The following is a 21,648-nucleotide window of genomic DNA, read 5'->3' on the forward strand; positions in this document are numbered from 1 at the left end:
TGGAACGGACTTCGCCCCTCCATGGCTGCACGATCCTCCGGGGTCGGCCTGCGCTCGGAGCGTGGCCCGATCCTGCTGTCCCTCATGCTCGCGACCGCGCTGGTCGCCCTCGACTCGACCATCATCGCGACCGCGTCATCGTCGATCGCCCGCGACCTCGGACACTTCCAGCAGCTGCCCTGGCTGTTCTCGGTGTACCTGCTCGCGCAGGCCGTCTCCGTGCCGATCTACGGTCGCCTCGCGGACGTGCTCGGTCGGAAGCGCCTGCTCCTCGTCGGTATCGGACTCTTCCTGCTCGGGTCGGTCCTCTGCGGTGTCGCCTGGTCGATGCCCGTGCTCATCGCGGCCCGTGTCGTCCAGGGGCTCGGCGCCGGTGCGGTCCTGCCGATCTCGATGACGATCACGAGCGACATCTACACGCTCGAGGAGCGCGCCAAGACGCAGGGCTACCTGGCGTCGGTCTGGGGCATCGCCTCGGTGGTCGGTCCGACACTCGGCGGCATCTTCAGCGAGATCGGCGCGTGGCGCTGGATCTTCTGGATCAACATTCCGCTGGCGCTCGTCGCAGGGTTCATGCTCCTGCGGGCATACACCGAGAACCGCGTGGCCGGTGAGCGACGGGAACGCATCGACTACTGGGGCGCGGCGCTCCTGGCCGGCGGCACGACCGCGCTGCTGCTGGGCCTGCTCGAGGGCGGGACGACCTGGGCCTGGAACTCCGGGGCGTCGTTCGCGATCTTCACCGCGGCGGTCCTGCTGCTCGTCGCGTTCATCCTCGTCGAGCTCCGGGTGGAGCAGCCGATCTTCTCGCTCGCGCTGCTCCGGCGCCGGGTGGTCGCTGCGTCAACGGTGGCGTCGCTGGTCATCGGCGTCATCGTGATGGGTCTGTCGACGTACGTGCCGATCTACGCGCAGGACGTGCTCGGCACCTCCGCGCTGATCGCCGGGTTCGCCCTGGCCGCGCTCACGCTCGGATGGCCGATCTCCGCGTCGCAAGCCGGCCGCTTCTACCTGCGGTGGGGGTTCCGCGTGACCGCCGTGATCGGGTCGTCCCTGGTGCTGGTCGGTGCGCTGCTCACGATCACCCTCGGCGCGCAGTCATCGGCGTGGCTCGTCGCCCTGTTCTGCTTCGTGGTCGGCGCGGGCATGGGCCTCACGGCCGTGCCGACGCTCATCGCCGCGCAGACCTCTGCGGCACACAACGAGCGCGGAGCCGTGACGGGGACGAACATGTTCGCCCGGTCGATGGGCTCAGCGATCGGCGTCGCGGTGTTCGGCGCGGTCGTGAACGCCCACGTCCGGTTGAACGCGACCGGCGTCCCGGAGGGTGCCGGCCTGATGACCGCGATGCACCTCGTGTTCATCGCGATCGCCGCTGTGGCGCTGGTGCTGCTCGTGTCGGTGCTGTTCATGCCGGCGCACCGACGGCGTGCGGCCGACGTCGCGGCGGAGTCGCAGCCGGAGGCCGCCACGGTCTGACGGGGACCGGTCCGGACCGGACCGGAAGACAGACGGGAGGCACGGTGCGGGTCCGCACCGTGCCTCCCGTCTGCGTGTGGTCCGGTCGGACCGTCGACGGATCGCGTCGTCAGGACGCCGTGACGACCTTGACCGAGCCCGCGATCGTGGCGGCGTCCTCGGCGAGCGCGACGACGGGGTCGGGCAGCCCGGTCGTCCCACCGACGGCCTTGCGTGCGGCCCAGCCGACGAAGCTGCCGACGAGCGCGCCGACGGCGCCGAGGATCGCACCCTCGATGCGGAGGTCGCGCTTGCCCGTCGTGCCGAGGGCGGCACCGGCGAGCGCGCCGGAGCCCATGCGCCCGAGCAGGCTCATCGGGGCGATGCGGTTCGGGGTCTTCGGGAACTTGTCACCGATGAGCTCACCGACGGCAGAGGCGACGAGCAGGCCGCGGCCGAGCGGGGTGGCGAACACCTTCCAGTCCTGCCAGGCGCCCGTGAGCGCGGGTCGGTCGTGGTTCAGCGCGAGGACGGCGAGTGGGGTGGCGCTGCGGCCACCGCTCAGGACGCCGAGCGCCAGGGTCCGGATGAGCGTGCGCTGCTCACGGGTGTGCGGTTCGCGGGTGTTCTTCGCCATGGTTGCTCCTCGAGGTCGTGTCCGACGGTACTCACCCACCGCTGGCTGGTACCCGGGGCGCGTACGGTCGGGAGCATGAGCAACGTCATCCTCTTCGGTGGTCACGGCAAGGTCGGTCTCCTGACGACACGGATCCTCAGCGAACGGGGGCACACGGTGACCTCGGTCATCCGGGACCCCGCGCAGGGCGACGATGTCCGCGCCCACGGCGGCGAGCCGCACATCGCGGACATCCAGGCGCAGACCCTGACGGACTTCGCCGAGCTCGTGCACGGGCACGACGTCGTCGTGTGGTCGGCCGGCGCCGGCGGGGGATCCGCGGACCGGACCTGGGCGATCGACCGCGACGCCGCGGTCCTGTCCGTGCAGGGTGCCGCGAAGGCCGGCGTCGACCGGTACGTGATGGTGTCCTGGGCGGGTTCGGCCCTCGACCACGGGGTGCCGCAGGACCAGGACTTCTTCGCGTACGCGCAGTCGAAGACGATCGCGGACGCGGTGCTGCGCGACTCCGGGTTGCAGTGGACGATCGTCGCGCCGAGCACCCTCACCGACGACGAGCCGACCGGGTCCGTCGACTGGGACGGGACGGCGACCGAGGTCCCGCGCGGTGACGTGGCGCACGTGGTCGCCGACGTGGTCGAGGACCCGTCGACCGCCGGCCGCACCTTCCGCTTCAACGGCGGCGGCACGCCGGTCGCCGAGTTCCTGCACGGTAGCGGGGCCTGACGCGGGCCGGGGGTGCGCGCTCTCGCGCGTACCCGGTCGTCCCGCGCGTGCCGGGCGGTTCGTGCCTACCCGGTCGTTTCGCGCGTACCTGGTGGTTCCGCGCGTACCCGGTCGTTCCGCGCGTGCCCGGTGCTTCCGTGCGTAGTCAGTGTTCCCGCGCGTACCCGGGCTGCGCGTTCGGCCGGGTACGCGCGTTCCCGCTTGTGATCGCGACCGTTCTGGGAAGGAACAGCCTCGCGCCGCTGTGAGCGAACGGGGCGGCCGACCACGCTACGGGTCCCTAGGTTCGAGCACATGACGAATCCGACCGTGGTCTTCGTGCACGGCGCCCTGGTGCGCGACGGCGCGTGGTGGTGGCAGCCCACCGCCGACCTCCTCCGCACACGGACCGGCATCGAGAGCCGGGCGCTGGCCCTCCCCTCGTGCGGCAAGCCTGAGCAACCCGAACGACCCGACCGACCCGACCAGCCCGCCGCAGCCCCCGCCGCTCCTGGCAGCCCCGACCTCCGCACCGACGCCGCCGCACTCCGGCGAGCGCTCGACGGACTGTCGTCGGTGATCCTCGTCGGGCACTCCTACGGCGGGACCGTCATCGCCGAAGCCGGAGCGCACCCCGCGGTGACGAACCTGCTGCTCGTGTCCTCGTACACGCCCGCGGTCGGCCAGGCGCAGGCCGCGATCATGAGCGGCGAACCCGACCCGGTCGCCGTCGCGGTGCACGAGGACGGCACCGTGTCGCTCGACGGCTACGACGAGACCTCGTTCGGAGCGCGGTTCCTGCAGGACGCCGACCCGGCGACGCAGCGTGCTGCCTGGCACCGGACGACCAGCCAGTCGGTCGCCGCGCTCGGGACCCCGACGACCAACGCGGGGTGGGCCGACGTCGACTCGACGGCGATGGTGTGCCTCGACGACCGGAGCACGACGGTGGCACTGCAGCGCGAGCACGCCGCCCGCGCCTCGCGGAGCGTCGAGGTCCCGACGGGACACCACCCGTTCATCACCCGCCCGGACCTGGTGGTGGACCAGATCCGGGCGTTCCTCGCCTGACCTCCCGGTGTCGACCGAGGGCTGGATCGGCGGCCGCACCGACAGCCGCACGAGTCAGGCGAACCGCGCGTAGAACTCCTCCGGCTTCCCCGCGAGCGACGCCTTGACCATGGCGCTCCACTCGTCCACGACGACCTCGGCGGCGTCCCGCTCGACCCCGTCCAGCGATGCGCGCGCCACGTCGGCGGGGTCGACCATCGGTCCGTCGTAGCCGGCCATGATGTCCGTGTCCGCCGCGCCGAGGTGCAGCCCCTGCACGCTGATGCCCTTGCTCGCGAGCTCGAGCCGGACCGCGTTCGTCATGTTCCACTCCGCGGCCTTGGCGGCCGCGTACCCGCCGGACCCCGGGAACACGAACCACGACAGCGCGGACAGCACGTTGACGATCCCGCCGCCGCCGTTCCGTTCGATCACCGGTGCGAAGGCGCGGACCATCCCGAGCGTGCCCCAGAAGTGCGTGTCCATCTCGCGGCGGGCGTCCGTCAGGTCGTCGTGCACCAACGACCCGGTCGTGGCGATGCCCGCGTTGTTGACGAGCAGGGTGACGTCGGGTGCCGCGGCCGCAGCAGCGGTGATCGAGGCGTCGTCGGTGATGTCGAGCGGCAGCACCTCGACCCCCTCGATGTCGACGAGCTCGGGTCGCCGTGCGGTGGCGTAGACCTTCGTGGCGCCGCGTTCCAGCAGCTGCAGCACGAAGCGGCGTCCGATGCCCCGGTTCGAGCCGGTGACGAGTGCGACGGATCCAGCGATGTCCATGTGTTCCTCTCGCCGCACGGGTCCGTCCCGCTGCGGCTGGGCTACGCTACGACCTCACATGGGTGTCAGGGGCAAGCCCGGTTCCGGGACGCCAGGATCGGAGCAGTCATGCGCATCGGAGACCTCGCCGCCGCCACGAGCGTGAGCGTGCGGTCGCTCCGCTACTACGAGGAACAGGGCTTGCTGCTGGCCTCCCGCACGGCCAGCGGGCAACGTGTCTACACGGAGGCCGCGGTCGATCGGGTCCGCCTCGTGCAGCAGCTGTTCGCCGCCGGGCTGCCCAGTCGGACGATCGTGCAGCTGCTGCCGTGCGTCGACGCGGGGCAGGCGACCCCGGAGTCGTTCGCGCTCCTGGTGTCGGAGCGTGACCGCATCTCCGCTCAGCTGCGAGAACTCGAGGCGGCACGCGCGCGCCTGGACGAGGTCATCGCGATCTCCGAGCACCCGACGGCCGAGCACTGCCCGGCGCTCCGCGAGCAACCCTCCGGAGCGGTCGCCGCCTGACCGGCCGGAACGACGGACGGGAGGCGCAGTGCCAGCTGGCACCGCGCCTCCCGTCCGTCCGTCAACCGGCCGGGTGATCCCCCCGGTCACCCGACCGGCCCGGTCAGGGCTGGTACAGCTGGATCTGGTCCAGCTCCGCGAACCCCGTCCCCTTCGTGAAGGTGATCGTGTTCGTCCCCGCCGCGAGCGTCACGGTCTTCTGCGCCCACCCGAACCGACCCCAGTTGACCGTCGGCGCGTAGGAGATCGCCGATGCCGTCCCACCGTTCACCGACACGTTGTGGGAGCTCGTCGCCCCGGAGCCGTTGTCGTAGCGGACGTTCATCGTGTAGGTCCCGGCCGTGGCGGCCTGGACGGTGAACCGCACCGAGCTGGTCGCGGTGTTGATGTTGCCGACCTTCGCCCCGCCGACGGCGTCCGGCTGCGTGACCAGGCTGGTGTCCGACGAGCGGACGGCGGCCTCGGCCTCGTACTGCTGGGCGTTGATCGGGATCGACCCGACCCGGACGTCGTTGTAGGTGGTGGTCGGGTTCTCGACGTTCGTCGCCTGGTAGAGCGTCTTGCCGTCGGCGCTCGAGTCGAAGCTCTGCGCGAACCCGCTGAACGTCCCGCCCTCGGTGTCGCGGGCGTCGTACGTCACGGCGTACGGCAGCTGCTCCCACGCTCCCGAGCCCTGGTTCCGGTTCACGACGAAGTCCTGACCACCGTCGATGTTCCCCGCGCTGTCGAGCGACCACTTCGACGAGACGACGACCATGCCGTTCGCGTTGCCCGCGGTCGGGATCCACCGGACCTCGGGCGAGGACCCGACCCCGCGGCCGTTCGCGAGTGCGATCTTCGTGCCGAGACTCGTCTCGGGGCTCCAGTTCAGGCCGTCGGGCGAGATCTTGTAGTACACCGGCGCGGTGTTGTTCGACTGGCTCGGCTGGTTCACGACCTCGAACGTGGCGAGGTACTTGCCGTTCGGCAGGCGCGTGACCGTGATCATCCCCGGGCGGTCGCTCCGGTTCGTCGGCGCCGACACGTTCACGACGCCGCCCCAGGTCAGGCCGCCGTCCGTGGAGCGCCGGTAGCTGACGGCCTGCAGGACACCGTTCGCCTTCTGCCGTTCGTCGGAGAAGTACGTGACGAGCCCGCCGTTGGCGTCCACCGCGAGCGAGGGCTCCCACACCGTGGAGGTCGTCGAGGTCGGGCTCGGGTCGTAGGTCGCGGCGCCACCGGTGTCGACGGTGCTGACGAACGACCAGGTGACCCCGTGGTCGAGGCTCTTGTACATGACGAGTCGGCTGCTCGACCGGTCGCTCGGCATGATCATGCCGCTCAGCAGCAGGGTGCCGGCGGGCATCGTGCCGAGCTGGATCGGCGTCTCGTAGAGCGACGGCTGCGCGGTGCGGGTCAGCGTCGGGAACTGCGCGCTCGGCTTCACGGCGGCGATCCGCGTCCACGAGGTGCCGTTGTCCGTGCTCCGGTAGATCGGGTAGACCTGCACGCCGTTCTCGAGCACGAGCTGGTCGAACGTGACGATCTGCGTGCCGTTCGACGAGCCGCTGTTCTTCAGGACGACCATCTTGGCGTAGGTGGTCCCGGCAGCGCGGCCGCCCTCGGGGTTGAACGAGGTGCCCGCGGCCGGGGAGTACACCAGGGCGCCGTTGCCCGTGGTGACGGCGTGGGCAGGGGGCGCGCCGACCAGGGCGACGACGAGGGCGGCGGACGCGGCGAGCGCCGTCGCGAGCAGGGTCGTCGTGCGACGACGTGGCGCCGGGGCGGCGCCGGTTCGGAAGGGCATGGTGCTCCGTTCGTTCGTTGGGTGCGGTGTTCGTGTGCTGGGTGGACGGCGGACGGGAGGCGCGGGGCGGGCGGGTCCCGTCCTCCAGTCCGTCAAGTGGTCGCGCTGAGCGACGCGGTGGCGACCGCGGCGTGACGGGCCTGCGCCGTGAACGCGTCGGCAACCGGGTTGCGACGGCGGTCGAGACCGCCGGCGCCGTCCTCCACCAGGTCGAAGAGCCCCATCGTGAGCAGGTGCTCCTGGCGGGGTGCGTCCGTGTGGCGCCACGTCCACTCGTACATGTCGAACAACGGCCACCAGGTGTAGCCGACGACCGGGACGCCCTCGGCGCGGAGCTCGTGGATCGCCTCGACCGAGTCGTCGAGCCAGGCGATGCGGTCGGCCTCGGAGCCGGTGACGCAGGTCTCGGTGAGCATCACCGGGGCGCCGTAGCGGTCCGCGTAGGTGGTCAGCACGTCGCGGAGCCCCTCGGTGCCGGTGTCCCGGTACGGCCGGGGATCGGCGAACCCGCCGCCGTGGTGGACGCCGGCCTCGAAGACCTCGGTGGAGTGCAGCGGGTAGTAGTTGACGCCCATCACGTCCGGTCGGACCGCGTTCGCGCGGAACCAGTCGAGGTCCGCGTCGGTGACCCCGCCGGACCGGAGGCGTCCGACGAGCGGGTGGTCGTTCCCCACCCCGCCCGTGACGAGGTCCTCGACCAGGAACGCCTGCGCCCGGAGTCGTTCGACGGTGTCACGGTGCTCGGGGGCGTCGACGTCGCCGACGTACCGGATGCCCGCTTCGACGTGGACGAAGCGTGCTGCGTCGCCGAGCTCGCGGGTGATGGCCTGCTGCGTGGTGACGAACCCCGTCGCCAGGGCGGCGGCGATGCGAGCGGACCCCTCGGCACCGGTCAGGTACGGGGGCCAGTAGCCGTACTCGCCGGAGAACAGGGCGTGGATGACGGGTTCGTTGACCGGCGTGTAGTCCGTGGCGACGTCGCCGTAGCGGGCCGCGAACCGTGCCGCGTACTCGGTGACGTGCGCGGGGTAGTCGGGGTTCGCGAACTGCCCGTCGAGCCAGAGCGGCGTGCCGTAGTGCAGCAGGTCGACCACGGGCCGCAGTCCGGTCTCGCGGAAGCGCGCCATGACGCCGTCCACCCACGACCAGTCCCAGACACCGGGCTCGGGGGCGACCCGGTACCAGGGCACGCCCCAGCGCAGGAGCTCGGCGCCGACGTCGACGGCCAGGCCGAGGTCGGCGGCGTACTGCCGGTAGTGGTCGGTGAGTTCGTACTCGTCGATGGGGCGCTCACCGGGACGGGCCTGCGGGACGAAGGTGTCCTCGATGCCCAGGGCGAAGTGCAGGCGTCCGTCGTCGGACCAGTGCATGGGGTCTCGTCTCGTGGTGTTCGTCATTTGAGTCCGGTGCTGGCGACGCTCTCGATGAAGCGGCGTTGCACGAGCAGGAACATCACGGCCAGGGGCAGCACGGCCATCAGGGCGCCCGCCATCATCACGCCCTGCGGGATGATCCCCCCGGGGCCGGTCAGGAGCGTCAGGCCGGAGGTGATCGTCCCCATGTCCTGGTCCGTCGTGAAGACGAGCGGCCAGAGCAGGTCGTTCCAGTTGTTGACGAACGTGAAGATCGCGAGCGTGAGCAGCGCGGGCACCGCGTTCGGCAGGATGATGCTCCGAAATATCCGCCACTCGGACGCGCCGTCGATGCGTGCGGCGTTGTCGAGGTCGCGGGGCAGCGAGATGAAGAACTGCCGCAGGAAGAAGATCCCGAACGCGTCCGCGGCCCGGGGTGCGATGAGCCCGGCGAAGGTGTTCACCCACCCGAGGTCGGAGACCAACCGGTAGATCGGGATCAGGGTGGCCTGGAACGGGATCATCAGGCTCGCGATGATCACGATGAGCAGGACCTTGCTGCCGCGGAAGTCCAGCCGTGCCAGGGCGTAGGCGGCGAGGGAGTCGAACGCCAGCGCGAACACCGTGACACCACCCGCGAAGCCGAAGCTGTTCAGGATGAGCCGGCCGAACGGCAGCTGGGTGAAGATCGCCCTGAAGTTGTCGAGCGTCCACGTGTGCGGGAAGAGCGTCGGCGGGTAGGCGTTCACCTCGCTCGCGGGCTTGAACGCCGTGAACACGATGATGAGCACGGGCAGCAGCACCGCGAGCGTCACGATCAGGACGGCGGCGAAGCCGAGCCACCGGAGCGACGGTTGCCTGCGCGTCCGGGTGGTGTGCCGGGCGACGACGGCGGGGCGGGGGAGTGCGGTCATGATGCGGCGTCCTCTCCGCGCTTCGCGAAGAACAGGAACTGCACCAGGCTGAGCAACAGGGTCGCGATGAGCAGCACGTAGGCCAGCGCCGAGGCGAACCCGAGGTCGAGGTCCTTGAACCCGGACTGGTACACCTGCATCACGATCGTCTCGGTGGAGCGGTACGGGCCGCCCCCGGTGAGCACGTAGATCTGGTCGAACGCCTGCAGCGCCGCGATCAGGGCGACGATCACGACGAACGCCATCGTGTTGCTCAGCATCGGGAAGGTGACGTTCGTGAACCGCTGCCGACTGCTCGCGCCGTCGAGCTGCGCGGCCTCGTACAGGCTGGTCGGGATCTCCTGCAGACCGGCCAGGAAGATCACCATGTAGAACCCGAAGCTCTTCCACACCGCGACGAGCACGACGGTCGGCATCGCCAGGGTCGGGTCCTGCAGGACGTTGCCGAGCCGGATGCCGACCACCTGCAGCCAGTGGTTCAGCAGACCGATCTGCGGGTCGAGCAGGTACGACCACGCGAACGCGGCGACGGCGAGCGAGACGATGAACGGCAGGAACAGCGCCGACCGGAAGAACCCGCGGAACGGCAGGGCCGGGTGGTTCAGGACCAGGGCCAGCGCCAGCGCGACGGCGATCGCGACCGGGGTGAACAGCACCGCGTACAGCGCCGTGTTGCCGATCGACCGCAGCACGTCCGGGTCGGTGAAGACCTTGACGTAGTTGGCGATCCCGATGAACCGCGGGTCGCCGAAGCCACTCCCGTCGGTGAAGGACAGCTGGAGCGCGGAGATCATCGGCCAGAGCACGAACGCACCCAGGACGACGATCGCGGGTGCCAGGAAGCCGACGATCGTGGCGCGGCGGCGGAACGACCCGTTGAGGGGCGTGCGGCCGCCGAGCTGCCCCGGCGGGCGGTACCGCCGGCGTCGGCCGAGCTGCTGTGTGGTCATGGTCTCCTCCGTCCGGGTGGGGCCCGACGCGCGGGCCCCACCCTGGCTGGGCTGCTGCTACTTCAGGGCCGACTTGACGCTGCTGTCGGCGGTGGCCAGCAGGTCTGCCGGGTTCCCGCCCGACATGGCCTTCTGCGTCGCCGTGTCGATCGCGGTGAGGACGTCACCGCTGTTCACGACACCGGGCAGCAGCGGGATCGTCTCCCCCGGCAGGCCGGTCAGGGTCGCCACGGTCGGGTTGGCGTCCACGTCGGCGGCCGAGACGTCGGTGCGGAGCGGCGGCCACCCGGAGCCGAGGGCCCACTTCGTGGCGACGGTCTTCTCGTTGAAGTAGGTCAGGAACTGCTCGGCGGCTGCGCGCTTCGGGTCGTCGGTCTGCGCGGTGACGCCGAGCGAGATGCCGATCGCCGAGGCCGCCTGCGCCTTCGGGCCGGCGGGGATCGCGGCGATGCCGTAGTCGATGCCCGAGGCCTTGGCCACGCCGGCCATCCACGGGCCGCCGATCTCCATCGCGGTCTTGCCCGCGGTGAAGAGCTTGTCGGCCGCGATGCCGTCGACCCCGGTCGGCGAGATCTTGTCGTCCCGGACCGCCTTGGACCAGTACGCCAGCGTCGCCTTGTTGGCTGCGGAGTCGATGGTGGCCTTGGTGCCGGCCTTGTTCGTGATCGATCCACCGTTGCCGGCGAACAGGCTCGGCCAGATGCCGTTCCCGACGGTCTGGTGGTCCGGCAGCACGAGCCCGTACTGCTCGGGCGTGCCGTCGCCGTTCGTGTCCTTCGTGAGCTTCTTCGCGTCGGCGACCCAGGCGTCCCACGTGGTGGGGAACGCGGTGATGCCCGCGGCGCTGAAGAGCTTCTTGTTGTAGATCACCGAGAGCGGGACGAACCCGCTCGGCACGCCGTACTGCTTGCCGCCGACGGTCTCCATGGCGACGGCCTGCTCCTTGAGCTTCGCCGTGTTGCTGGAGTCCTTGCGGTAGAAGTCGCTCAGGTCGACCAGCGCCTTCTTCTCGGCGTAGACGGGCAGCCGGTCGGACGTCATCGCGACGATGTCCGGGCCCTTCTTCGCCGAGAGCGCGGGGAGCATCGTGTCGTCGATGACCGCCCACGTCTTGGTCTGCGTGGAGATCGTGACCTTGTCCTGGGACTTGTTGAAGTCCTTGACGATCTGGTCGAGGACCTTGCCGTCGGCCTCGGTGTAGCCGTGCCAGAACGTCAGGTCCACGTGTGCGTTCGGGGAGGATCCGGGCGAACCGGCGCACCCCGCCAGGGAGATGGCCGCCGCTGTTGCGAGCGCGACGACCGCGATGTGCTTCTTCATCGAAAACCTGCCATCCGTCCCGCACTTCGGTGTGGGGGACCTCGTCTGCACCAGATTTACACCGGTGTAAATGGCAAGGTAGCCGGTGCGCTCGGTGTCGTCAAGGGTGGGGCGCGGGGACCGTCCCGGCAGCGCCGTGCCCGAGACGCCGCCGTCGCGGTAGGACGCCGCCGTCTCGACGGGGCGACGCCGCCCGCACGGAACGGGCCCGTCTGCGCGGGACGCCCCGGTCCGTGCGAGACGCCCCGGGATTCGGCGGCGTCTCGGCATCCTCAGGGCGTCTCGACCCGGACGGAGGCGTCGCGCTGGGACGCCCCCGTTCCCACGAAACACTCGTCCCCACGCGAGACACCCCGGTCCGTCCGAGACGCCGCGGAATTCGGCGGCGTTCCGGCATCCTCAGGGCGTCTCGACCCGGACGGAGGCGTCTCGCCGAGACGCCCCCGTTCCCACGAAACCACTCGTCCCCACGCGAGACACGCCGGTCCGTGCGAGACGCCGCGGGATTCGGCGGCGTCTCGGCACATACGCGGCGTCTCGGCACACCCGCGGCGTCTCAGCACCCCCGCGGCGTCTCGGCACACCCGCGGCGTCTGGGCACCCCGGCGGCACCCCAGCGCCCCAGCGGCGCCCCCGCCCCGGTCAGGACGCGCTCGGGACCACCACCGCGCCCGACGACGCCCGGACCAACAGTGCGTGCGGCGACTCCACGATCCCGGGCGAGGGCGCAGCCCCCTCCTCCAGCTGCGCGACGAGCAGCCCCACCGCCGTGGCAGCCACGCGATCGAGGTCCGCCGACACCGTCGTCAGCGCCGGCGTCGCGTACGCGGACTCCTCGATGTCGTCGAACCCCACCACGGCGACGTCCCCCGGCACGTCACGCCCGGCCAACTGCAGCGCACTCATCGCCCCGAGCGCGAGCGCGTCGTTGCAGCACACGATCCCGTCCACCGTCACGCCCGCCGCGAGCAACCGCCGCGCGGCCTCGGCCCCGTCCGCCCGGTGCCACAGCGCCGTCGACACGATCCGCTCCGACACCAACGGGATCCCGTGGGCGGCCAACGCCTCGCGGTAGCCCCGCAGACGCTCCAGAGCCGTGCGCACCGGTCCGTCGGGCTCCGCCCCGAGGAACGCGATCGCCGTCCGACCCGCGGACAGCAGGTGTTCGGTGGCGTCCCGGACCGCGGCCGCGTTCGACATCGTGATGAAGGTCGCACCACTGCCGGCCAGGGGCTCGCCGAGCACCACCAGCGGGAACTTCACCTCGAGGGCCTCGACATCGCTCTCCCGCACGGCCAGCGGACTGTAGATGATCCCGTCGATGGAGTGCTCGCGCATCCGGGTGATCGCGTCGGACTCCCGCTCGCCGCTCGCGGTCTGCTCGATGAGCACCGTGTAGCCGACGGCGCCGGCAGCCCGGATGACGGCGTCGGCGAGCTCTGCGAAGTACGCCTGCCGGAGCTCGGGGACCGCCAGCCCGAGCACGCGCGAGCGCCCCGCGCGGAAGTTCCGCGCCGACACGTTCAGCTCGTACCCGAGCTCGTCGACGGCCGCCATCACGCGGTCGTGCGTCCGGGCCGAGACGTGCTCGTAGCCCGACAGGACGTTCGAGACGGTCTTCTTCGACACCCCGGCGAGCGCCGCGACGTCGCTCATGGTCGGCGGAGAGCGGTGCCCCTGGGCCATCGGCGCTCCCTTCGCACGGTCGACTGCGCGGGTCGCACGGTGGACTGCGCTCGGCAGGAACCTACCGCACCGAGGGAGGTCGGTCCGGACCGACAGACGGGAGGCGCGGTGCCAGCTGGCACCGCGCCTCCCGTCCGTCAGTGGGTCGTGACCCGATCAGCGCGCGGTGCGCGCACCCGTCGACCGTCCGGCGCGCGGCAGGACGACACCGAGCACGATCATCGCGACGGCGAGGATCAGGTGCAGCACGTTGTCGGCGGCGTTCAGCGGCACGAAGTTCGCACCGGTCATCATGCCGGCGGTGAACAGGCCGTAGATGAACAGGACGGCGTAGACGATGCCGCCCACGAGCAGGTACAGGCGCGCTGCGGACGCCGTACGGGCGGCGAGCAGACCGACGATGCCGAAGAGCAGGTGCACGATGTTGTGGAGCACCGAGACCTGGAAGGTGCCGAGGAGCATGGCCATCGAGCCGTGCCCGGCGACGGACATGGTGCCCATGTCCATGGTGAGTCCGGGGATGAAGCCGGCGAGACCGACGATCAGGAACACCACTCCGAAGACGAGGGCGCCCTTCTGGGTCAGCGTCGAGCCGTACCGCGTGGTTGCTGCGTTGCTGGTCATGATGGGATCTCTCCTGTCACGAGCCGCAGGTCGTGTGCGACTCGGGCGCCCGACGCCCGGCCTGGTTGCCGGACGCGGCGACGGTGTCGCCATGCGCTCGGATGTGATTCGGAGCGCTCTCGCGGGCGGTTTGCAGCATTCTGCCCACCGCGTTTCCCGGACCGGCTCGACGCAGCGCCGGGGAGCGGGTTCAGTCCGCGAGCACGGCCTCCGCGATGCGGGCCGCGACCTGCTCGGGTGTGCGGCCGACGGTGTCGATGACCTCCGCCTCGTCGTGCAGCCAGGTGCGCGCTGCCTCGGCGTAGGGCGCCAGTCGGGAGAACCGGAACGTCGACGGCCCGAGGTCGGGGTCGTGCTCGATGCGGTGCCGCAGGGTCGCCTGGTCGGCGTCGAGCACGAAGTGCCGGATCGCGATGCCGTGCGCCGCGAGTCCGTCGCGGATCTCGTGCCAGTACGCCTGCACCAGGACCGTCATCGGCATCACGAGCGTGCTGCCCGTGTACTGCTGGACCCGACGGGCCGTCTCGACGACGAGCGGGCGCCACGGGTCCCAGTGCTGGAAGTCGTCGGTGGTCGGCAACCCCGGTCGGATGTCCATCAGGACCTCACCGACCTTCTCGGCATCGAGCAGACGCGAGCCGGGCAGCAGCCCCTGCACGATGCGGCTCGTGGTGGTCTTGCCGACCCCGTGCGTGCCGTTGATCCAGACGATCTCGCCCCCCGTCGTCCCCACGGGTCAGACCGCCGCGGCGATCGCGAGCGCGATGAGCGACAGCAGCGGCAACGCGCCCTGGGTCGTGGCCGGGCGCCGCTTGGTGGCGTCGCTGGCGAACAGCACCACGGCGGCGGCGAGCATCGAAGCCGTGCCCGCGACGACGAGCGCGCTCCCGACGGCGTGGTGGTCGGCGATCACGAGCACCACGCCGATGCCGGTGACGATGGCCAGGAACAGGTTGTAGAAGCCCTGGTTGAAGGCGAGGGACCTCGTGGCCTCGGCCTCGTCGGAGGTGGTGCCGAACACCGACCGGGCGCGCGGCGTCGTCCAGAGGACGGACTCCAACACGAAGATGTAGACGTGCAGCAACGCGGCGAGGGCCGCGAGCACCATGGCGACGACGAGCACGGGGAGCCTTCCGACGGGCGGTCCACGCCCGGTCGGGCGATCGGGCAACACCCTATCGCCGGGGGTCGACGGGGAGCAGGGTCGCCCGGAGCCGTTGCCGGATCGACACCCGGGCACCGGGCCGCCGGTCAGTCGGTTGGTGCCGCGGTGCTCCGGCTGCGGATCAGGTTCATCATCATCTGGGACATCACGACGGCGCCGTCCTGCCGCAGGAGCTCGATCCGCGTCCGGACCAGGCCGCGATCGGGCTTCGTCCGCGACGGGCGCGCGTCGAGCACGGTGAACCGCGCGGACAGGGCGTCGCCGGGCCGCACGGGCAGGTGCCACCGGAGCTCGTCGACGCCCGGGGAGGCGAGACTCGTCCACTGGTTGAGGTAGTTGTCCGCCATCAGCCGCATCATGATCGCCGTCGTGTGCCAACCGCTCGCGATCAGACCACCGAAGGGCCCGTCGACCGAGGCCGCAGGGTCGGTGTGCATCTGCTGCGGGTCGAACGCCCGCGCGAAGGCGACGATCTCCGCCTCCGTCACCGTGATCGGGCCGTACGTGCTGACCGTGCCGGGGACGTAGTCCTCGAAGTGCCGGTCGGCCAGCGGGACGGTGAACTCGGGGGTCTCGGGTGCGCTGTTCATACGGTCCGACCGTATCGCGCCCGCGATGAGAACCGGCTCGCGGACCGCGTCAGGCCGCGCCGCGCTCCTGCTCGTGCCGCAGCCGACGGATCCGCCGTGCCAGCCGCAGGAAGGCCTCGTGTTCCGGACGCTCGGGTTCGGGCTGCACGACAACGAGTCCGTCGTCGACCGGCGTCGCGAACCGGGTGCACCCGCACCGGTCGCAGACGTACAGCCACTCGTGCACGGCCAGGCTCACGCCGTAGTACGGGTTCCGTGCCGTGCGGAGCGGCCGGGCGCACCGCGGGCACGGGGTCGTGGTGGCGGTCGGAGCAGCGGGGGCGAACGGCGCCTCGGCGCACGGTTCGGGCGTCACTCGGGTCGTGGCGGTATCCGGCGCCGACGTCGTTGCGGACTTCGTGGCGGGCTTCGTGGCGGGCTTCGTGGCGGAGAACACGGTGATCAGCTCAACGCCGCAGCGCACGGATCGGTTCGGAGGCCACTCGCTGGTGCGCAGAACAGCTGACCATGGTGTTCCTCCTCCGTTCGGAGACCGCCGGACTGCCGTAGTCCGGTGGCGGTGCGGTCCCCGCTCAGGACGGGTCCGCGGGTGCTGGCCCTGACGATACGCACGCACGACCGCCGGCTGCAAGCCCCTGTCGTTCTGCGGCTCAACGGCCCCACGAGCCCGACCCCCGAACGCGGGGAGTCCTCCCGCTACGGGACCAGGACCCGCTGCACGGCCGGGGCCAGCAGCGCCACCAACTCCTCGTGATCGGCGTCCACGAGCGACTCGATACCGACGATCTGCCGCCCGACGACCACCCCGAGCAGCATCGACGAAGCGAGCGTCGCCCGGAGGGGTCCGTCGGCGACCTCGGGGAACCGGGGCAGGAACACCGAGAGCACCCGCGCGCGGATGAACGACCGGAGACTCGCGGCCGCCTGCTCGTTCGTCACGGCGGACCGGAACATCACGAGCATCGGTTCGGCGGTCGCCGGGTCGGTCCACAGCCGCAGGAAGGCGCGCACCATCCGTTCCCCGACCTCGTCCCGGCTGCCCTCGAGCGCGTCCGTCAGCATGGTCGCGGCTTCCGGCGGCAGGGCCATGGCAGCCGCGAACAGTGCGTCCTTCGAGCCGTGGAAGCGGATGACGAGGGCCGCGTCCACCCCGGCGTCCGCGGCGATCTTGCGGATGGAGGCTCCCGCGTACCCGTCCGCGGCGAAGCGGGCGCGGGCCGCTTCGAGGACGGCCTCGCGCGTCACGGTCTCCCCGGGCCGCCGGCCGCGGGGGCGCGTGGCACCCGGCTCGTCAGCAGGCTTCGTCATGTGCTGATCCTAGGCCGACCCACAGGAAGTCAACATGCGTTGCTTTCTCGACGGATCCGACCTACGCTCGCTCTCGGCCTCGCGCCCCCACCCGCGTCCGCACCCGTCGGCGCTGCCAGAAACGAGCCGTCCATGAGCATCCCCGCCCGCACTCCGCAGCCCACCCACTGGCGTCGGGCGGTCGTCGTGGGGATCCTCATCGCGGCCCTCGTGTCCCTCATCGTCATCGCGTTCACGTGGCCGACCCGGGTGTCGGTCGTCCACGAGATCCCGGTCGCGATCGCCGGACCAGCGGCGCAGACCAGCCGGGTGGAGACCGCGCTGACGTCCGGGAACGACACGTTCGACGTGCGGCGGGTGGACGACCGGGCGGCTGCGGTCCGCCTGATCCGGTCCCGTGACGTCTACGGAGCGATCGTCCTGACAGTCGGCTCCGCGCCCGAGGTCCTCACCGCCTCGGCCGCGAGCCCGGCCGTGTCGCAGGTCATGGGTGCGGTCGCCGCGAAGCTGCAGGCGCAGCGGAGCGCCGCTGCCACGCGGGCATCGGGATCGACCGCCGCTCCGGCCGGTCCTGCCGTGCGCGTCACCGACGTCGTCCCGCTGTCCGACGCCGACCCGTCCGGGGGCGGGCTCGTGGCGGCCGGGTTCCCACTGGTGATGGGCGGGATGCTCGGCGGTGTCTTCCTGACGTTCCTGGTCCACGGCACCCGTCGTCGTCTCGTCGGCTTGGGCGTCTACGTCGTCGTCGGCGGACTCGCGGTCTCCGGCATCCTGCAGGGCTGGTTCGGGATCCTGCAGGGCTCGTACCTGGCGAACGCTGGAGCGTTCACCCTCGCGCTCGCTGCGATCGCGGGCACGATCCTCGGCGCCTCGGCGTTGATCGGGCGCATCGGCGTCAGCACCGGACCGGTCCTGTTCCTGCTCTTCGCCAACCCGGTCGCCTCCGCAGGGACGCCGACGTCGTTCCTGCCCGCACCGTGGAGGAGCATCGGCCAGTGGTTCCCACCGGGCGCCAGCACCAGGCTGATCCGGGACATCTCGTACTTCCCGCACGCCGACTCCACCCTGCAGTGGGTCGTGCTCGCCGACTGGACCGCCGTCGGCCTGGCCCTGATGGTCGTGGGTGCCGCGGTGCACCGGGGACGGAGCCACGGCCGCCACCGCCACGACGGGGAGCACGTGGCTCGCGTCGAGCACGAACTCGACCCGCTGACGGTCTGACCGCCCGTCGGCGCGTCGCCGATCAATGGTGGCGACGCCTGGTGGCGACCCATGACGGACGGGAGGCACGGTGCGGGCCCGCACCGTGCCTCCCGTCCGATGGGGGTGACCGCACGCGTCAGCGGCGGCCGGCGTCCCCGTCGAGGTCCTCGCGCTGCGCGGGAACACCTTCCTCGTCGGTGACCGGGACCTGCTCGATCCGGACCTCTTCCCGCTGCACCGGCACCGTGATGGTGCGTTGCTCGGTGACGGTGTACTTCTTGAGGCGCGCACGCGTGGCGGGCGCGGACTCGGTGTGCACGTGCAGGCGTTCCTCGGAGCGGACCATCGAGCCGTCGTCCGCGTGGTCGACGGCCGGCGCATCGTCGCCGGTGCGGGCGTCGAGTCCGTTCGCGTCCTCCACGGCCGGGCCACGGTCGCGGTCCAGGTCGGTGGGTCGGTCTGCCGCGACGGACGCCACGGCCGGTTCCCGCTCGGCCGGGCGGTCGGCGGCGTCATCGTGCTCGCGGTCCCGGTCGTGCCGACCGTCATCGGCACGGTCCTGGTCAGCACGGACCTGATCGGCACGGTCACTGTCGGCACGATCGCTGTCGGCACGGTCGTGGTGACCCGTGCCGATGCCGTAGTGGTCGAAGATCCGGTTCTGGTCGTCGTCACCGAGGTCGCCGTCGGGGTCCACCCGCGGTGCGTCCTTGATGACGTCCTTGTCGTGCATCACCCGGAGCTCGTCGCCCACCAGGGTCGCGCCCTGGAGCGGGACGAACGACTCCGAACGGCCGAAGAGTCCGGTGCCGACGGTCGTGAAGAGCGGGTGCCCGTCCGTCTTGTCGACGTACACCTGCTTGGCGGTCCCGACCTTCGCCCCGTTGGGGTCGACGACCGTCGCGCCGAAGACGCTGTTCAGGTTCGTGCTGTCGATCTGCATGCCCGTGGTTCCTCCGTGATCGGTTCGTCTGTCCGACATGACGTCAGCGGCCGAGGCCGACGCGGTCGACCCGGCGGTGGTAGCGCATGCCGCCGAGGCCACCGAGCACCGCACCGACGAGGGCGATCAGCGCGACGACGATCGCGGTGATGATGCCCGTCGCGGTGAGGGTGCCCTCGTCGACGGGGATGCGCGGGAAGCTGTTCAGGTTGCCGAGCACGTTGAACTGCGAGCCGGCGACCGCGGTGATGATGGCGACGATGATCGCGATGACGATCGCCCAGATCCAGACCGCGATGCCCTGCTTGGCGCCGGCGAAGCGTGCCATGCGACCGGCGACGTACCCGCCGCAGTAGTAGGCGACGAACAGGATCACGGCGAGCGCGATGGCCCCGACGATCCCGACCACGTCGGCGTTCTTGCTCACGGCGTCGGCGGCCTTGTTCGCGTTGCCGCCGTTCTGGCCGAGGCCGACCCCTGCGCCGATCGCGCTGAGGATCGCGGTCAGGATCACGGCCGTACCGGTCGCGGTCAGCCAGCCGAAGAACGCCGAGCCCCACTTGAAGCCGGCGAACTCCTCCTTCTCGCGTTCGAGGACCGCCTCACGCTGCGTGGGTCCGCGGTCAACCGGGGTCGCACCGCCCTCGGTGACCGGGACGGCGTCGTGGCGCTCCGTCACCGGGACGGCGTCATGGCGCTCGGTGACCGGTACTGCGTCATGGCGCTCCGTCACCGGTACGGCGTCGTGGTCTGCGCGCTCCCGGTCTGCCGGGACCGCGTTGTCGTTGTTCAGGCTCATGGTGTCCTCGCTCGTCGCCATCGGGTCTCGTACCGGCCAGAGCCAACTCGGTCGCACCCGACGGTGTGATCAGGCTGACGGTGGGAGGACATCCAGGCGAACACGTCCTCGGCATCCCGGGCCGCGGTGTCCCCCGGTTCCGTCGAACCTCCGTGTCCGTTCGGACGGGACCGAGCATCGTTCGTCCGGCAACCCCGTCCATCTGCGAAAGGGAACCACCGTGATCACCTCCACGAACGGTGCCGGCACGGGCACCGGCGGCGGTTCGTCCCTCGGGTCGGACACCGCAGCGGACTACGCCGGCACGGACACCACGCGCTCCGCCGGCCGCGCACGGCTCCGAAAGCACATCGTCACCGAGCAGCAGCACATCTCGGCGCAGGTCGCCCACGAGGAGATCGACCTCGACGAGGACGGCACGAACCGCCGCTGAGCCGCAGCACCGCTGGCAGGAGCCGTCGACCCGGAAGGGTCGGCGGCTCTCCGCGTCTGTCGGCACGGCCGACCACGGCGCTCGGTCCCCTCGCGCTCGATACCCCGCCCGGGTACCATCAGATCGACCACCGACCGCTGTCCCTGTTCCCGTGACCTGATCGCACCGGCCCTCCATGACCTCCTCGCTCCCCGGCCTCCGGCGGCTCCTGACCGCGAGCACCGCCGTGCTGGGTCTCCTGCTGCTCGTGCTCGGCCCGATGGCCATGCACAGCGTCATGGGACAGGGCACGCTCGAGCGCGGTGGCATGGCGATGACCACCACCGGCCACACGCACGCGGGCACGGCGATGGACATGACCGTCCACCCCCACGCGGGCACGCCGATGGACATGGCCGCCCACTCCCACGCGGGCACGGCGATCCCGGCGTCCGACCACCCGACAGCAGCCGTCTCGCACCCGGACGCCCCGGCGATGCCCGCGATGCCGATGGGCTGCGACGGACTCTGCGGGCTGCTGTGCTCCCACACCGGCATGGCGTGCCTGATCGTGATCGTCCTGTTCGGGTGGGCACTGCTCGGCCCCCGCCCGGGCGGACTCCTGTACCTGCTCGCCCGACTGGTCGCCCTCGCATCTCAGGTGCCCCGCCGCGTCGCCGTGCCACGACCGCCGTCACTCACGGCACTGCAGATCATCCGCATCTAGACCGACTCCTCGGGGCCGTCAGCCGCCCCACTCCGGTACCCCGGGCAGGCGCGTGCCTGCCTGTCGTCATCGACCCGAGGAATCGTCCTGATGCACCGTACGAAGACCACCATCGCGGCCGTCGCCGCACTCACCGCCGGCCTCTCCCTGGCCGGCTGCTCCACCGCCTCCCACCCGGGCGCCCACGCGTCCACGTCCACGTCAGCAACCGCGTCCGTGCACAACGACCAGGACGTCATGTTCGCGCAGGGGATGCTGCCCCACCACCAACAGGCCATCGAGATGAGCGACATGCTGCTGAAGAAGGGGACTGGCGTGCGCGCCGACGTCGTCACCCTCGCGAAGCAGATCACGACCGAGCAGCGACCCGAGATCACCCAGCTCCGCAGCTGGCTCACGTCGTGGGGCGCCGGCACCAGCATGTCGGGGATGGACCACTCGATGTCCGGGATGATGTCCGACTCCGACATGACCGCGCTCGACACCGCGTCTGCCGACGATGCGGGGAAACTGTTCCTGCAGCAGATGGTCGAGCACCACACCAGCGCCGTCGACATGGCGAAGACCGAAGTCGCCACGGGCAAGAACCCGGACGCCGTCGCGATGGCGAAGTCGATCGTGTCGAGCCAGACCGAGCAGATCACCCGGATGGAGGACCTGCTCGCGTCACGCTGAGACGTCGGGGAGGACGGCGCACCACGGCGGAGGTCGGCCGGCTCGGTCCGGCACTCGCGGGAT

Annotated in this window: 24 protein-coding genes; 8 read left to right on the plus strand and 16 right to left on the minus strand. The window is 71.1% G+C overall.

Annotation, left to right across the window (positions count from 1 at the left end; all coding sequences use genetic code 11):
• The first annotated feature begins 21 nt into the window (after nt 1-21).
• Nucleotides 22-1,479: an MDR family MFS transporter gene (locus J7E22_RS06070; protein ID WP_214979867.1), complete on the plus strand. Its 1,458-nt coding sequence runs from the start codon at nt 22-24 to the stop codon at nt 1,477-1,479.
• 109 nt (nt 1,480-1,588) lie between these two features.
• Here the strand turns inward: J7E22_RS06070 and J7E22_RS06075 are convergent, their stop codons facing one another.
• Nucleotides 1,589-2,095, minus strand: a complete 507-nt coding sequence (locus tag J7E22_RS06075; RefSeq protein ID WP_214979869.1) for a DUF4126 family protein — start codon at nt 2,093-2,095, stop codon at nt 1,589-1,591.
• A gap of 75 nt (nt 2,096-2,170) precedes the next feature.
• Between J7E22_RS06075 and J7E22_RS06080 the strand changes: the two genes are divergently transcribed.
• Nucleotides 2,171-2,821: an NAD(P)H-binding protein gene (locus tag J7E22_RS06080; RefSeq protein ID WP_214979871.1), complete on the plus strand. Its 651-nt coding sequence runs from the start codon at nt 2,171-2,173 to the stop codon at nt 2,819-2,821.
• Nucleotides 2,822-3,115: 294 nt separating this feature from the next.
• The gene (locus tag J7E22_RS06085) at nt 3,116-3,871 is read left to right on the plus strand and encodes an alpha/beta fold hydrolase (RefSeq protein WP_214979873.1); all 756 of its coding nucleotides are present in this window, start codon (nt 3,116-3,118) and stop codon (nt 3,869-3,871) included.
• Between the two features lie 54 nt (nt 3,872-3,925).
• Here the strand turns inward: J7E22_RS06085 and J7E22_RS06090 are convergent, their stop codons facing one another.
• Nucleotides 3,926-4,627, minus strand: coding sequence for an SDR family oxidoreductase (locus tag J7E22_RS06090; RefSeq protein ID WP_214979875.1), 702 nt, complete (start codon nt 4,625-4,627; stop codon nt 3,926-3,928).
• A gap of 108 nt (nt 4,628-4,735) precedes the next feature.
• On the opposite strand from J7E22_RS06090, the gene J7E22_RS06095 reads away from it, so the two are divergent.
• A complete protein-coding gene (locus J7E22_RS06095) occupies nt 4,736-5,131 on the plus strand; it encodes a MerR family transcriptional regulator (protein ID WP_214979877.1) in 396 nt (131 codons plus the stop codon).
• A gap of 103 nt (nt 5,132-5,234) precedes the next feature.
• Here J7E22_RS06095 and J7E22_RS06100 read toward each other — a convergent pair whose 3' ends face one another.
• From J7E22_RS06100 to J7E22_RS06155, 12 genes are all read right to left on the minus strand, one after another.
• On the minus strand, nt 5,235-6,917 hold the full coding sequence (locus J7E22_RS06100) for an exo-alpha-sialidase (protein WP_214979878.1): 1,683 nt from the start codon (nt 6,915-6,917) through the stop codon (nt 5,235-5,237).
• A gap of 92 nt (nt 6,918-7,009) precedes the next feature.
• A complete protein-coding gene (locus tag J7E22_RS06105) occupies nt 7,010-8,287 on the minus strand; it encodes a family 1 glycosylhydrolase (protein WP_214979880.1) in 1,278 nt (425 codons plus the stop codon).
• A 23-nt stretch (nt 8,288-8,310) separates the two neighbouring features.
• Nucleotides 8,311-9,183: a carbohydrate ABC transporter permease gene (locus J7E22_RS06110; RefSeq protein WP_214979882.1), complete on the minus strand. Its 873-nt coding sequence runs from the start codon at nt 9,181-9,183 to the stop codon at nt 8,311-8,313.
• A complete protein-coding gene (locus J7E22_RS06115) occupies nt 9,180-10,133 on the minus strand; it encodes a carbohydrate ABC transporter permease (RefSeq protein ID WP_214979884.1) in 954 nt (317 codons plus the stop codon). The genes J7E22_RS06110 and J7E22_RS06115 overlap by 4 nt, the downstream gene beginning before the upstream one ends.
• Before the next feature lie 57 nt (nt 10,134-10,190).
• Complete coding sequence (locus tag J7E22_RS06120; protein ID WP_214979886.1) at nt 10,191-11,453, minus strand: ABC transporter substrate-binding protein; 1,263 nt, start codon at nt 11,451-11,453, stop codon at nt 10,191-10,193.
• 642 nt (nt 11,454-12,095) lie between these two features.
• Nucleotides 12,096-13,139: a LacI family DNA-binding transcriptional regulator gene (locus tag J7E22_RS06125; RefSeq protein WP_214979888.1), complete on the minus strand. Its 1,044-nt coding sequence runs from the start codon at nt 13,137-13,139 to the stop codon at nt 12,096-12,098.
• A 156-nt stretch (nt 13,140-13,295) separates the two neighbouring features.
• Nucleotides 13,296-13,763 carry a DUF4383 domain-containing protein gene (locus tag J7E22_RS06130; RefSeq protein WP_214979890.1) on the minus strand — a complete coding sequence of 156 codons (468 nt, stop codon included), beginning with the start codon at nt 13,761-13,763 and terminating at the stop codon, nt 13,296-13,298.
• A gap of 190 nt (nt 13,764-13,953) precedes the next feature.
• Nucleotides 13,954-14,496: an AAA family ATPase gene (locus J7E22_RS06135; protein ID WP_308159165.1), complete on the minus strand. Its 543-nt coding sequence runs from the start codon at nt 14,494-14,496 to the stop codon at nt 13,954-13,956.
• 3 nt (nt 14,497-14,499) lie between these two features.
• The gene (locus J7E22_RS06140; RefSeq protein WP_214979892.1) at nt 14,500-14,886 is read right to left on the minus strand and encodes a DUF1304 domain-containing protein; all 387 of its coding nucleotides are present in this window, start codon (nt 14,884-14,886) and stop codon (nt 14,500-14,502) included.
• Nucleotides 14,887-15,014: 128 nt separating this feature from the next.
• The gene (locus J7E22_RS06145; protein ID WP_214979894.1) at nt 15,015-15,518 is read right to left on the minus strand and encodes a MaoC family dehydratase; all 504 of its coding nucleotides are present in this window, start codon (nt 15,516-15,518) and stop codon (nt 15,015-15,017) included.
• A gap of 49 nt (nt 15,519-15,567) precedes the next feature.
• Nucleotides 15,568-15,954 (minus strand): hypothetical protein, encoded by a 387-nt coding sequence (locus tag J7E22_RS06150; protein ID WP_214979896.1) that lies wholly within the window; start codon nt 15,952-15,954, stop codon nt 15,568-15,570.
• Nucleotides 15,955-16,214: 260 nt separating this feature from the next.
• A complete protein-coding gene (locus J7E22_RS06155; RefSeq protein WP_214979898.1) occupies nt 16,215-16,826 on the minus strand; it encodes a TetR family transcriptional regulator in 612 nt (203 codons plus the stop codon).
• 132 nt (nt 16,827-16,958) lie between these two features.
• On the opposite strand from J7E22_RS06155, the gene J7E22_RS06160 reads away from it, so the two are divergent.
• Complete coding sequence (locus tag J7E22_RS06160; RefSeq protein ID WP_214979899.1) at nt 16,959-18,047, plus strand: hypothetical protein; 1,089 nt, start codon at nt 16,959-16,961, stop codon at nt 18,045-18,047.
• A 118-nt stretch (nt 18,048-18,165) separates the two neighbouring features.
• Here J7E22_RS06160 and J7E22_RS06165 read toward each other — a convergent pair whose 3' ends face one another.
• On the minus strand, nt 18,166-18,972 hold the full coding sequence (locus J7E22_RS06165; RefSeq protein WP_214979901.1) for a PRC and DUF2382 domain-containing protein: 807 nt from the start codon (nt 18,970-18,972) through the stop codon (nt 18,166-18,168).
• A gap of 43 nt (nt 18,973-19,015) precedes the next feature.
• The gene (locus J7E22_RS06170; RefSeq protein WP_214979902.1) at nt 19,016-19,792 is read right to left on the minus strand and encodes a hypothetical protein; all 777 of its coding nucleotides are present in this window, start codon (nt 19,790-19,792) and stop codon (nt 19,016-19,018) included.
• Nucleotides 19,793-19,991: 199 nt separating this feature from the next.
• On the opposite strand from J7E22_RS06170, the gene J7E22_RS18130 reads away from it, so the two are divergent.
• The 3 genes from J7E22_RS18130 (at nt 19,992) to J7E22_RS06185 (ending at nt 21,585) form a co-directional block, all read left to right on the plus strand.
• A complete protein-coding gene (locus J7E22_RS18130; protein ID WP_214979903.1) occupies nt 19,992-20,204 on the plus strand; it encodes a DUF2382 domain-containing protein in 213 nt (70 codons plus the stop codon).
• A gap of 175 nt (nt 20,205-20,379) precedes the next feature.
• Nucleotides 20,380-20,910: a hypothetical protein gene (locus tag J7E22_RS06180; protein ID WP_214979904.1), complete on the plus strand. Its 531-nt coding sequence runs from the start codon at nt 20,380-20,382 to the stop codon at nt 20,908-20,910.
• A gap of 90 nt (nt 20,911-21,000) precedes the next feature.
• Nucleotides 21,001-21,585 carry a DUF305 domain-containing protein gene (locus J7E22_RS06185; protein ID WP_214979905.1) on the plus strand — a complete coding sequence of 195 codons (585 nt, stop codon included), beginning with the start codon at nt 21,001-21,003 and terminating at the stop codon, nt 21,583-21,585.
• Nucleotides 21,586-21,648: the final 63 nt, after the last annotated feature.

It is taken from the genome of Curtobacterium sp. ISL-83, assembly GCF_018613895.1.
Taxonomy (GTDB): domain Bacteria; phylum Actinomycetota; class Actinomycetes; order Actinomycetales; family Microbacteriaceae; genus Curtobacterium.